The organism is Arcticibacterium sp. (assembly GCF_055134445.1).
Window position 1 is genome coordinate 61,366 of the sequence record NZ_JBSRVI010000015.1, and the last position, 13,221, is coordinate 74,586.

General features: G+C 37.8%; 9 protein-coding genes. 7 read left to right on the forward strand and 2 right to left on the reverse strand.

Annotated features, from left to right (window positions below; genetic code table 11):
- Positions 1–124: 124 nt before the first annotated feature.
- Entirely contained in the window at positions 125–1,471 is a 1,347-nt protein-coding gene (locus tag ACTBZY_RS01805) for a 3-oxoacid CoA-transferase (protein ID WP_463044612.1), read from the reverse strand.
- A gap of 539 nt (positions 1,472–2,010) precedes the next feature.
- Here ACTBZY_RS01805 and ACTBZY_RS01810 point away from each other — a divergent pair.
- From ACTBZY_RS01810 to ACTBZY_RS01840, 7 genes are all read left to right on the forward strand, one after another.
- The gene (locus tag ACTBZY_RS01810) at positions 2,011–2,307 is read left to right on the forward strand and encodes an antibiotic biosynthesis monooxygenase family protein (RefSeq protein ID WP_463044613.1); all 297 of its coding nucleotides are present in this window, start codon (positions 2,011–2,013) and stop codon (positions 2,305–2,307) included.
- An 83-nt stretch (positions 2,308–2,390) separates the two neighbouring features.
- Positions 2,391–3,128: an SDR family NAD(P)-dependent oxidoreductase gene (locus ACTBZY_RS01815; protein ID WP_463044614.1), complete on the forward strand. Its 738-nt coding sequence runs from the start codon at positions 2,391–2,393 to the stop codon at positions 3,126–3,128.
- 171 nt (positions 3,129–3,299) lie between these two features.
- Entirely contained in the window at positions 3,300–4,853 is a 1,554-nt protein-coding gene (locus ACTBZY_RS01820; RefSeq protein ID WP_463044615.1) for a GDSL-type esterase/lipase family protein, read from the forward strand.
- 97 nt (positions 4,854–4,950) lie between these two features.
- Positions 4,951–7,248: a DUF7133 domain-containing protein gene (locus ACTBZY_RS01825; RefSeq protein WP_463044616.1), complete on the forward strand. Its 2,298-nt coding sequence runs from the start codon at positions 4,951–4,953 to the stop codon at positions 7,246–7,248.
- A gap of 123 nt (positions 7,249–7,371) precedes the next feature.
- Positions 7,372–8,466 carry a sensor histidine kinase gene (locus ACTBZY_RS01830; protein WP_463044617.1) on the forward strand — a complete coding sequence of 365 codons (1,095 nt, stop codon included), beginning with the start codon at positions 7,372–7,374 and terminating at the stop codon, positions 8,464–8,466.
- Positions 8,456–9,148, forward strand: coding sequence for a LytR/AlgR family response regulator transcription factor (locus ACTBZY_RS01835; RefSeq protein ID WP_463044618.1), 693 nt, complete (start codon positions 8,456–8,458; stop codon positions 9,146–9,148). Before ACTBZY_RS01830 ends, ACTBZY_RS01835 begins: the two co-directional genes overlap by 11 nt.
- Before the next feature lie 249 nt (positions 9,149–9,397).
- Positions 9,398–11,989, forward strand: a complete 2,592-nt coding sequence (locus ACTBZY_RS01840) for a TonB-dependent receptor domain-containing protein (RefSeq protein ID WP_463044619.1) — start codon at positions 9,398–9,400, stop codon at positions 11,987–11,989.
- 349 nt (positions 11,990–12,338) lie between these two features.
- Here the strand turns inward: ACTBZY_RS01840 and ACTBZY_RS01845 are convergent.
- Positions 12,339–13,221: FG-GAP repeat domain-containing protein (locus ACTBZY_RS01845; protein ID WP_463044620.1), on the reverse strand; the 883-nt coding region annotated here is incomplete at its 5' end.

Consider the following 13,221-nt stretch of genomic DNA (forward strand, 5'->3'; position numbering starts at 1 on the left):
AACTATTACGACAGAGCTTACAAAGGCTTGAATTATTTTAACTTCACGGGCATATCAAATGATATATAGCAGTAAATTGACCATCAGCCAAGGGCTGTCAATCATTTTGCTAATGTCATCAAACTCAATTTAATGCCTCCGAAAATTTGGCTGCTGTCTTTGCCCTTACTTCTTCTATTGAACTTCCTGGCATGATCTCCACCAAGGTTAATTTGCCATCTATGTATTTAAAAACGGCCAGTTCTGTAATACAAACGTCTATGCATTTTGATGCGGTTAGCGGTAAAGTACACTCCGGTACTATTTTGGAGTTTCCTTCTCTATCTGTATGATTTAATGTGATGATTAGTTTCTTAGCTCCTGAGGCTAAATCCATAGCTCCTCCTACACCTAGAAGTGGCTTTCCGGGCACCGTCCAATTGGCTAAGTTTCCATTTTCATCGATTTCTAAACCTCCCATAATCGCTACGTCGATATGTTTTCCACGAATCATGGCAAAGCTATCAGCACTGTCGAAATAGCTCGCTCCTGGCAAAGCAGTTATTGGTATTTTACCTGCATTCACAGGGTAATCCATAGCTCCTCCGCCATCTTCTGGTTCAGGTCCTACGCCTAACATACCATTTTCAGTATGAAGAATAATGCCATCTTCAGGCTTAATAAAATCAGCCACTAAAGTTGGAATCCCGATTCCTAGATTAACCACATCACCTTTACTCAATTCAGCAAATGCTCTTTTAGCCATATTCAAACGGCGTTCATTCACTTTTTTAGCTCCTTTTGCCGTAGCAGAAGAGCCTAAATCATCAATTGACAATTTTCTTACCACCAAATAATCTACAAAACAGCCAGGAGTATGAATAGTATTCGGGTCTAAATCGCCTTCAGGTACTATTTCTTGTACTTCGGCTATCACTAAATCGGCGGCTGTAGCCATAGCTTTATTGAAATTTTGCTCTGTCATTCGATACTGTAGATTACCCGCTGTATCGGCTTTCCAGGCTCTAATGATAGCAACATTACCGCGAATTCCTTTTATAAACACCTGCTCAACGCCATCTATTATTTTAGTCTCATGTCCTTTGGCTATGATAGTTCCGGCAGCGGTAGGGGTATAAAACCCACCAATGCCTGCACCTCCTGCACGAATAGCTTCTGCCAGCGTCCCTTGAGGAATTAGTTCATAATCTACTTCTCCATTTTGGGCTGCGGCTACCGCCTCAGGATTACCAGTAAAAAAGGAGCCAATCATTTTTTTCAACTGGCCATTATTCAACAATCTTCCTCCTCCAATTCCTTTTTCGCCAACATTATTACCGATAAAGGTTAAATCCTTGGTTTTAGTCTTGGCTAGTTCGTGAAGGATATTAACAGGATTACCAGTCATGCCAAAACCTCCACCTAATAATATGTCTCCATTTTTAACTAGTGCTGCAGCTTCGGCTGCTGATATTACTGGTACTTTTTTCACCCTGTTTTAAAATTATGATTTGTTAATGAATATTGGCATAGGTTCTCGCTTATGCCGAGGGCTTACATGTTTCGATAGTTCTTTGTCCTGAAGCTAATGGGCTCAATCTCGCTTGAAGGTGCTCAACTTTTGACGGCAAAAATGCTACATAATGACATCTGAGAAACACTAAGAGCCTTGGAAATAAAATCAAGAACGTGAATGGCGGCTGTATCTTAAACTCCAATTTGTCATATACGTTGTTGATGATGAATTCCAATGGATAATTACTAGTTTAAAGTTAGTGAAAATGTATCATTAAATCGTGGTTTATTACAAACTTGAATAGGTTCTGTAAAAAAAGCATGGTGGCGTTTCGACCTCCTACAGATGAATTTGAGAAGGTTTAAAAGAGGTTTTATTTATTTAAGGTTTTTGGTCTTTGTCATTCATTGGAACTGGAAAATGCATTGTTAGGATTGATGAAGTACAGAATGAATAACTTAAATTTGTGCCATAAAAAATTGTTTAAAACAAACCTTGAACACTGAAATAAGATTATGATATTAGAAATCGCCACATTGGATATTAAAGAAGAACAGCTTGCATCTTTTGAGGCTATATTACCTAAGGCAAAAGCCGTAATATCACAATCAAAAGGCTTTGTTTCTGTTGAATTTCAAAATTGCATAGAATCACCTACAAAATACTTAGCCTTGATACAGTGGGAGACTTTAGAAGACCACACTATTGGCTTCAGAGAGTCTCCTTTATTTCAAGAATGGCGAGCGGTTTTATCTCCATTTTTTAATAGTGCTCCTAATGCAGAACATTTTAAGTTAGTTGAGACCATATGAGACTGGTAATAATATTGGGAAAAAGTCAATGGTAGATGTATATGCTTTGGAAGTGCGATGAATAGGAATCAAATAAATTGGAAATGAAAACGGTATTAGTAACAGGAGGAGCAGGAGAAATTGGTTCGGCGATTAGTAAAAAGTTTGCAGAGAATGGCTATGCCGTAATCATCACCTATAATACCAATGCCGCAAAAGCGGAAACGGTAAAAGTAGCCTTGCCTGGTGACAACCATAGTGTTTTTCATGCACCCAATACCAATCAAGAAAAGGTAAATGCGTTAAGAGATTTTATAGTAGAAAAATTTGGTAGACTAGACGTGCTGGTTAATAATGCTGGCATAACCATTCCTGTACCTCATGACGATTTGGAAGGACTTGGCGACGAGTGGATTGACAAAATCATGCAGACTAACTTTAGAGGAGGCTTTGCCATGGTACGTGCCATGAAAGACTTATTGGTAAAGTCAGCGGATACTGAAACCTCGTTGATTGTGAATATTTCTTCAATAGCTGGTATTTATGGGATAGGCAGTAATGTAGCCTACTGTGCATCTAAAGCAGCTGTGGATTCTATGACACGTTCTTTGGCTAGAGCATTAGCTCCTAAAATTCGTGTGGTTTCCGTTTCTCCGGGTTTTGTTGAAGGAGAATATACTAAAAGTTTTGACCCTAAATTTCTTCAAAATCAAATTGAGAACACGCCACTTGAGCGATTTGCTCAGGGAGAAGATGTCGCCAATGCGGTGTTTTCAGTGGCAACACAGTTAACGTTTTCAACAGGAAATATCATTACCGTAGATGGGGGAAGGCTTTTGTAGGTGTTGATTTCGTAGTAGAATAAACATAGCTTTATTAGCGGAAAATATAGCTAGTAGTCAGTGAAACCCTGAGGTATAACACTTAAAGTTCTAGAAAAACTGGCGGTCTAATTTAATTGGTGAGCGTTTAAAAGTCTAAATTGGTAACAAATTTAAATTCTCCCTTATCAAATGAAATTACTTTCTGGTCTGTTACTCTTTCTTTCTCTACAATCGCTCTATGCTCAAGATATAATTAAACTTTACGACGGTGTGGCACCGGGTTCGGAAAACGCTACATGGAAAGAGCAGGTTTCTATCCAAAACATGTTTAATACCGAAGTTATTTATAATGTAACCGAGCCTAGCTTAATAGCCTATTTACCTCCAAAACATTTGACTACCGGTACGGCTGTAATTATAGCCCCAGGCGGGGCTTTTCATACATTAAGTATTAATAGTGAAGGTATAGATGTAGCAAAATACCTTAACAGTATAGGTATAGCGGCTTTTGTTTTAAAATACAGAGTAGCACCTAGTTTTACAGAAGACCCTGTAAAAGAATTGATGTCTAAAATGGGCGATTCTAAAACATTAGATGCAGAAAATGCCCCGTATGTAAAACAGGCTACGCAAGACGGAATAAAAGCCATGGAATACGTCAGAGAACATGCTTCAGAAATGGAAATTGACCCAAAGAAAATTGGATTCATGGGCTTTTCGGCTGGAGGTACTTTGGCCATGTCTGTAGCTTATTCAGCTCCTCAAAGCGGCAAACCTAACTTCTTAGCACCCATTTATGCTTACCAACCTGCCGTGCTTGGCTCTGAAATGCCAGCCGCCAAAACGCCCATCTTTATTACCGTAGCAGGCGATGACCAACTGGGTATGATGCCAATGAGTATTTTTATTTATGAAAAATGGTATGAAGCGGGTCAACCTGCGGAATTACATATTTACGAAAAAGGTGGTCATGGTTTTGGCATGCGTCAGCAAAAACTACCATTAGATACTTGGTACGAAAGATTTGGAGATTGGCTTTGGACGCAAGGACTTAGAGATAAAATAAGACCAAGCAAGTATGAAAAAATTTACGGCCAGTGGGAAATAGCTCAGGGAAATAAAGAAGATGGAAACAAATTGAAAAATGACATGGGTGGTATTCAGAGATATGCTGCAGCCAATAAAAAAGACAAAGGCAAAAAGATAAAAGCAGTACTCATAGGAGACTCCATCACTGATGCATGGTACAGCCTGGATTCTAGTTTCTTTCAAAAAAACAACTTCATAGGCCGAGGTATTTCAGCACAAACATCTACCCAGCTGCTTATTCGTTTTAGACAAGATGTGATTGACCTTAAACCTGAAAAAGTACTTATTCATATAGGCACCAATGACGTGGCAGAAAACACAGGGCCTTATAGTCAGGATTTAACCATCGGCAATATTGAATCCATGATTGATATTGCTCAAAAAAATGGAATAGAAGTAGTTTTAGCCTCCGTACTTCCTGCTACCAAGTTTGAGTGGAGACTAGGCTTAGGTGACAAATCGGATGAAATCTTAAAATTAAACACCCGCTTAAAAGCCCTGGCAAAAACCAGAGGTCTTAAATATGTAGATTACCATACACCACTAAAAAATGCGGGCAATGGCATGGACCCCGATTTAGCACAAGACGGCGTTCACCCAACGATGAAAGCCTACGCTATAATGGGTAAACTTATGTTGGAGGTGTTGAAATGAGAATAAACCTGCATTATTCATATCTTAAAACTTAATATTTGTCATTATGACATATATTAATGAAGGATTGACACAAAAAATGAAATAAGAGTCAGAAATGGCGTTTATATTTGTGAAGTATAACGTAAAAACGCCCAAAGACTCTATGATATCTCTAAAATCAAGTAAGTATCTCTTACTTCTTTTATTTTCCCTTGTTGCCTTTTCTTTCACTGCCAATTTCCTTTTTGACGAACCCGAAATCTCTTTAGATTCGTATAAAGTAGAGGAAGGTTTTGAGTTAAGTCTTGTGGCTTCTGAACCACATTTTTCTGCTCCAGTCACTATGGATTTTGATGATCAAGGTAGAATCTGGGTAGTAGAAATGATTGGTTATATGCCTAACCTAGAAGGAATAGGAGAGGAGGAGCCAAACGGTCGTATTACTATTTTAGAAGACTTAGATAATGATGGCCGCGTAGACCACTCCAAGGTCTTTTTAGAAGGGCTAGTACTCCCAAGAGCTATTGCCCATGCCTACGGCGGGCTTCTATACACCGATGGTCCCGCTCTCTATTTTGTCAAAATAAAAAATGACAAGCCAGGTAAAAGAACCCTTGTTGACCCTCTTTACGCCGATGGCGGAAACGTAGAGCATCAACCAAATGGATTGATGATGAACATTGACAACTGGATTTATAATGCCAATACTAATTTCAGATACCGCTTATTGAATGGGAAATGGCTAAAAGAGCCGAGTTCTTATAGAGGGCAGTGGGGAATTACTAAAGACAATTTTGGTCGTTTATATTTTAACAATAATTCTACCCAACTTCAAGGAGACTATGTACTGCCAAATACCCTTATCAGAAATCAATATTATAAACCTACGGCTTCTATAAATCAGGTTTTGACTAGAAACCAAAGGGTATATCCCTTACATGCCACGGCTGTAAATAGAGGTTACCAAGATGGTGTTTTGGACCAAAACGGAATTCTTAGAAACGTAACGGCTTCTTGTGGCCCAGTGGTTTATAGAGGTGATATCTTCCCAAAAGATTATAATCAAAATGTCTTCGTTTGTGTTCCAGAGGCAAACCTTATCAAAAGAAATATTCTAAACTTTAGTAGTATCAAAACCACGGCTCAGCAGGCATGGGATGATAAGGAATTTATAGCGTCTACGGATGAAGGTTTTAGACCTGTTAACCTTTTCAATGGTCCTGAAGGTGCCATGTACATCGTAGATATGCATCGTGGTATTATTCAGCATAAAGCCTTTATTTCACAGTATTTGACGGAATTATTATCAGAGCGGAAACTGGACACGCTTCAAAATGCTGGACGAATATTAAAAGTGACACATAAGGAGCGTAAACCTAGTGCCATTGGTAATTTAGGTAAGCTATCTCCAAAAGAGTTGGTGCCATTATTAAGTAGTTCCAACGGTTGGACAAGAGACCGTGCCCAACAATTACTTATTACCTATAATAAGAAATCTGTTAAAAAGGACTTGATGAACGTTGCTACGGTTGATAATGAGTTTGGCACCGCTGTTCATGCTCTTTATACACTTGAAGGTTTAAATTTACTTTCGTTTGATTATTTAGTCCAGGTTTTAAATCAAACTAAGAATCCCGAGACCATTGCTCACATCTTGAGATTAATGGAGCCTTTTGCCTCGCAAGGTAATATTCAACAGATGACGACGGTGAGTTCCAAAGTATTGTCAAGTGCCGACCCTATCTCAGACTTATACCTAAGTGTTTCATTGAATCCTTGGGTAAAGCTATCTCCGGCAATCTTTCAGCCTGTTCTGGCTAAAATATCCGAAAGGTATATGGAGAACATGACTATCCAAGAAGCCGTAATTAGTAGTTTGGAAGGACAAGAGGAGCTTTTCCTTAAAGAGCACAAGACCAATAAGTTTCTGACTATGAATCTTGAAAGAACCTTAGCGAACAAAGAAAAAAACGAAATGAATTCCATATTTGTAAGGGAGACTGGGAAAGATGATGGCCGTACCAACGGGCTGAAACTTTTTAGAACTATTTGTGGTGCATGTCATGGGCCAGATGGCTCTGGTATAGCTGGGCTAGCTCCACCCTTAAAAGAATCAGAATATATAGATGGTTCTATACATCGCTTAGCTTCTGTTATATTGCATGGAATAAGTGGTCCTCTTCATGTTAATGGAAAGCTTTATGAGTTAAACAATGACATGCCTGCACTTTCAAATAATACCGATATCTCAGACCAAGACATTGTTGATATTACCCATTATTTGCAAAATGCTTTTGCAAAAGATTTGAAGCGAATTTCTGCTGAAGAGATTAAAAAACTAAGAGAAGACAAGCCGAAAGATGGTGCACTTTATACCGAGAAAGAACTGTTAGAGAAGGAATTTTTTAAGTAGAATTCCTGACTTTTAAAATGCTATTTCATCACATAGAGAGCGAATGCCCCTGAACTAAACTTTAGGGGCATTCTACTTATATTGCTAATAAATACCGTACTTCAGCACATCAGATAAAGCAAAATGGCATTAAAAACAATTGATTTTCAGGAAAAGCGAAACACAAGGTCTATCATAACGCATAGCATCGTTTGGGCTGTTTTGTTTCTTTTGCCATATGTAAACTTCCTTTACGAACCCGAAAAATGGGCTACTGCCAATAAGGGATTTTTAATGATGCAGGGAATCTCTACCCTGTATTTGATGCTTCTCTTTTATTTCAATCTCAAGTATTTAGGTACTAAATACTTGGCAAAAAACCGTAACTGGCTTTTCGTTCTAATTATATTTATGGGCTTGTTAATCTATGTGACTCTTAATTATTATTCGTTTCAACATTTTATTGTCAACAGCCCAGAGTTTATAGAAAACCAAAGTAAGAAAACGGCAAGTGAGAGAAGTGAAAACTGGATGTGGATACCCATTGTGCTTTGGCCTACACTGCTGTATTCTATTGATATTCTCACTAGCACCATGCTGTATTTGTTTAATGAGCGGAGAAGGCAAAAAGAAATTAATCAACTCACTGAGCTAGAAAAAACTGCCGCGGAGTTGAGTATGCTAAAGCTTCAAATTAGTCCTCACTTTTTGTTCAACACTTTGAATAATATTCGTTGGTTGGTGCGTAAAAAGTCTGATTTTTCAGAAGAAGCCATCCTTAAATTGTCGGAGATACTTAGATATATCATTTACGAAGTAGGTGATAGCAAAGTAGATGTTTCTCATGAAATAGAGCATCTTAATAATTATATAGAACTTCAGAAGTTGAGATTGCCTAAAAAAGGCAAAGTTGAGTTTATTGTTCAACAAAATCTCGGTTCTGTTGCCATTCAGCCTTTACTTTTTATCCATTTTGTAGAAAATGCCTTTAAATATGGCATTGATAGTAAGAATGAACCCGAGATTCAATTTGAAATATCGACATCGAGTGACATGCTGACTTTCTCTTCTAGAAACAAAATATTGGTCACATCCAGTAATTTGTCAAACGAAGGTATCGGTCTTGTTAATATCAAAAGACGATTGGAGCTTTTATACCCAAATAGGTATGAATTGGCTATAAATAATGACTCCGAGTATTTTGAAGTCATCATGAAACTTCAGCTCCATGAAGATTAAATGCATACTTATTGACGATGAGCCTTTTGCCCTAGATATTCTGGAAGACGACCTTCTTGGTTTTAATGATATTGAAGTTTGTGAGAAATACTCAAGCCCTGTGGGCGTGGCAGATTATCTTAAAAATGAAAAAGTAGACTTAATTTTTTCTGATATTCAGATGCCTGAAATTCTCGGCACTAATTTTATAAGAGATTTAGAGAATCCACCATTAGTCATTTTCACCACAGCTTATCATCAATACGCAGTAGAAGGTTTTGAGTTAAACGCGGTAGACTACCTTCTCAAACCAATCAGAAAAGAACGACTCGGTGCGGCTATTGAAAAAGTAGTTAATCTCATAAAGCTCAAAACTGCTGAGCAATCTTCTGAAGAAGAAAATTATATTGTAGTGACTTGTGAATACAAAAAAGTAAAGCTCTTCTTTAACGAAATAATCTATATAGAAGGCTTAAAAGACTATGTTAAAATATATTTGGAAAGTAGGGTGTATCCACTACTCACTAGAAGCAATCTGAAAGGCATGGAGAAAAAATTGCCAGAAACTGATTTCGTCAGAATCCATAATTCTTTCATAGTCAATTCCTCAAAAATAACAGGAGTAAATCTTTCAAAACTGACTTTAGGAGCTGTAGAGATCCCTGTTGGAAAGAAATATATTGATAGTCTTCCAACTATGTAATTAGCATCAAAACCACTTATTTATATTTGCTTTCTAGTGATAGTTGGTGACAACTAGAGGGAAATTATTAGGCTCTTTTTAACCATTTCCCTCAAAACCCAATTTCATCGGTATACACTTTTTGTGTATCCGTATACACTCCCACTTTTTCATTTGTAAACAGCCTCCTTAAGGGTATTCCTTTGTCACATGGATTTAGCGACGCACTTGAAATTTCGCCAAACCAAGACAACAGAAAAACATATACAAATGAAAAATTTACTAACATTATTCTTAACCACACTCATAGGTTTCTCGGCCTTAGCTCAGTTACCTGGAGGAAATAGACAAGATCCAAACAAAGGGCATGTCTTCGGAAAAGTCATTGACAACGATGGAAAGCCAGTGGAATTTGCCACGGTTATTATCATGAAAAGCGTGCTAGATAGCACTACACAATCTCCGAAAGAAATAGTTGTGAAAGCCCAAACTTCTGAAATGAATGGAGACTTTGATTTCTCAGAATTACCGGCTTTTTCAAAAATCAGCCTTAAAGTAAGTTCAGTAGGTTTTGCTACTACTGATTTCCCAATAATATTTAACAAACCAGATATGTCGGGTATGAAACCTGGTCAAAAGCCAGACCCAGCCATGATAGCCAAAATGATGGCAGCCTTTGAAAAGGATTTAGGAAACTTGGTTTTAGAAAACGATACCCAAGTTTTAGATGCCGTAACGGTAACAGCTCAAAAGGCTTTACTCGAGATGGACATTGACAAGAAAATTTTCAACGTAGATAAAAACATTGTTACCGCTGGTGGTACCGCTGTGGACGTGATGAGAAATGTACCTTCTTTGCAGGTTGACATTGACGGAAACGTTAAGCTTAGAAACGCTTCACCTACCTTATTTATCGATGGAAGACCTACTACATTGACCTTGAGTCAAATTCCAGCAGATGCTATTGAAAAAGTGGAAATTATAACTAATCCTTCAGCTAAATATGATGCCTCTGGAAGTATGGCAGGTATCCTGAATATTGTGCTTAAGAAAAACAAGAAGAGTGGATATAATGGCATGTTTAATCTTGGTGCTGATAACTACGGTGGAAGCAATGTGATGGGTAATTTCAATGTAAGACAGGGTAAGGTTAACTTATCTGTGATGGGTATGGGAATGAGGATTAATAAGAATGTGGATGGCTATAGCGAGCGTAGTAGTATGATTGAAGGCATTTCGGCTAATACGTATCAAGACATTGTTAGTGAAACTACAGGATTGCTAGGTTTCGGAAGGATAGGTTTGGACTATTTTATCTCAAACAGAACGTCAGTTTCTTTAGGTGGCGTGATAGGTGGCGGAAAGTTTAGCCCTGAAGAGAACATCCTAATTACAAATACTGTGGGAAATGTCTCAAGTCTAAGCAACAGACTTTCTAGTTCTACAAGACAGTTTCAACCAAAGGGTTTGCAACTAGGATTCAGACATAGTTTCCCTACCGCAGGTGAAGAACTGACTATGGACCTTAACTATTTCGGTGGAACAAACGGAAACAATGGTACTTATACCACCAATTACTTGGGCGATGCTAATCAAATAACTGGCGTTCAAATTCAGAAAAACTTAGGAAACGGAAACAATGGTTTCATGACCTTCCAAACAGATTATGTAAAGCCGTTAAAAAACAATGGCAACATTGAGTTAGGGGTGAGAGCTCAAATAAACACACTAGAAAACATCAATGACAATACGCTTAAAGCCATTGGTTCTGATGTCTTTTCACCAATAGCCTCTGCCTCTACAAATTATGAAAGTACTAATAATGTGTATGCCGCCTATGTTTCTCTAAGCGGAAAAGTAGGAACAGTGTTTTCTTATAAAGCTGGGGTAAGAGCAGAAAGCTCCGCCTATAATGGAGACTTGTTAAACACGGGTGAAAAATTCAGCAATGATTATCCTGTTAGCTTATTTCCATCTTTATTTTTAAGCAAAGACCTTAGTCCTACAGATCAGTTACAATTTAGCGTAACCAGAAGAGTTAACAGACCAAACTTCTTCCAGATAATTCCTTTCATTGATTACAGCGATAGCCTAAACATCACGCAAGGAAATGCAGACTTGGTTCCTGAGTTTACGACCTCTACGGAGCTGTCTTACAGTAAGTCAAAAGGTACAGGTACTTTTCTTACCTCTATTTACTATAAGCACACCAACAATTTAATTACTAGATATTTAAGCCAAGAAATAAACCCAATTAGTGGAAACCTTGATTTGATTAATACTTATGTAAATGCTAACTCTAGCGAAAACTATGGTGCAGAGATAACTTATACCAATAAGATTCAAAAATGGTGGGATTTCACAGCGAATGTGAACTTCTATAACTCTAGAATCAACACGGAGAATATTGAGAATAATTCTTCTCAGGATGCTTTATGGACTACTTTCGGTAAGATTAACAACAACTTTAGTTTGAAAAACAAATGGGTGATTCAGCTTTCTGGAGACTATCAAGGAAAAACTAACCTTCCAGTTTCTCAGGGACAAAGCTTTGGGCCTCCTAGCACTGCTCAAAGTTCTTCTCAAGGTTATATTGAGCCATTCTACGGTGTAGATGTTGCCATCAAAAAGAGCTTTATGAAAAACGATGTGGCTTCTTTGACATTATCTGCCAATGACATTTTCCGTACCAGAGGAAATACTCAAGTATCAAGTGGTGATGGTTTTTCGCAGACCTATTATAGATTGAATAATCCACAGCAAATCAAATTAAACTTCTCTTTCAGGTTTGGTCAAATGGATGCTAATATGTTTAAGAAAAAAGGAAACGCATCATCTATGGAAGGAATGCAAATGCAGTAAACATATTCTGTTGTCGTATATGTTTACATAAAATAAGTCATCTCAGTTTTACTGGGATGGCTTTTATCTTTCATAAAATGATTAGGTCAGCTAGGTAGAGTGCTTGAACCCGCTTTATGTATTAGAAAATCTCCCGATAGCTTTCGGGGCCGTAACTAAATTGCTTCAAATCAGTTCGTAAACCCATTTAAACCCAATCACCATAGCCCTTCGACATTAGATCAGGGTAAACGCTATGCTAATCTCGTTTAAATATTTGAATTATTACACTTTAGTAACTCGTTACAGTTCTCCAATGCATAAACCGGGTTGAATCTTTTTAGGATTATCTAAGATGTCAGAAGACGGATTATTTAAATTTAAATTGCTGCAAAACGTCATTATTGTTTCCAACCAATACACCTGAGGTTCCGTTTGAATGGATCAAGGCCATTTTTCTTACATCTTTTTGTGCCCAAAATCCATTTTTATGATTTTGCGAAAAAGTGAATTTTCCTTTTCCATTTCCTAAGAGGAGGTATCCATTTCCGGCATCCATTCTTGTGGTTTCATTTTCGCAGGGGTAATTATTTCCGGCCATCAGTAAATCACTAAAACCATCACCATCAAAATCTTCATATAGGATGCTGTTAATTACAGAGGTCTGAATTTGAGGTGTAAACGCCTGAAAATTATAGTTCATTTTTCCGTCGTTTATAAAGATGCCTGACCTTAGCTCCGAAGCTTTAAAACTCCTACTGTTCTTAAAACCTTCACCCAGTAATTCTTGGATATTTTTTGATGCAAAGCCTTTAAAGGTGGTGAGTTTATTTCCAATGGTTGGCATTTGCTGAATAAATGCCATTCTTCCTCTTACGGGAACTTCTTTGCCATCATAGAAAGTGGTTAAAATAGGGTCAATGACACCATTACCGTCGTAGTCGTTAGAGTAAAGGCCTAGTGGATATTCTTTGGAGGCTTTATGCTTAGAATTTAAACCTAAATTTCCTGCAACTATATCTTTGTCACCATCATTATCGATATCTACTATGAGTATCTTATTCCACCAGCCAGTAGTCTCTGAGAGGGATTTATATTTCTCAGATGTGGCAAATCTGTTTCCTTGGTTTTCAAAAACGGTTATACCCATCCACTCTCCAGCTACCACCAAATCTATGTCATTATCGTTGTCAATGTCGTCCCAAGTGGCGTCTGTAATCATGCCAACATTTTGAAGCTCAGGTGCAAAATAA

What these genes read in the sequence shown, in the direction of transcription:
- ACTBZY_RS01810 (WP_463044613.1), top strand. Translation starts at nt 2,011, where the DNA reads ATGATATTAGAAATCGCCACATTGGATATTAAAGAAGAACAGCTTGCA.
- ACTBZY_RS01815 (WP_463044614.1), top strand. Translation starts at nt 2,391, where the DNA reads ATGAAAACGGTATTAGTAACAGGAGGAGCAGGAGAAATTGGTTCGGCG.
- ACTBZY_RS01820 (WP_463044615.1), top strand. Translation starts at nt 3,300, where the DNA reads ATGAAATTACTTTCTGGTCTGTTACTCTTTCTTTCTCTACAATCGCTC.
- ACTBZY_RS01825 (WP_463044616.1), top strand. Translation starts at nt 4,951, where the DNA reads ATGGCGTTTATATTTGTGAAGTATAACGTAAAAACGCCCAAAGACTCT.
- ACTBZY_RS01830 (WP_463044617.1), top strand. Translation starts at nt 7,372, where the DNA reads ATGGCATTAAAAACAATTGATTTTCAGGAAAAGCGAAACACAAGGTCT.
- ACTBZY_RS01835 (WP_463044618.1), top strand. Translation starts at nt 8,456, where the DNA reads ATGAAGATTAAATGCATACTTATTGACGATGAGCCTTTTGCCCTAGAT.
- ACTBZY_RS01840 (WP_463044619.1), top strand. Translation starts at nt 9,398, where the DNA reads ATGAAAAATTTACTAACATTATTCTTAACCACACTCATAGGTTTCTCG.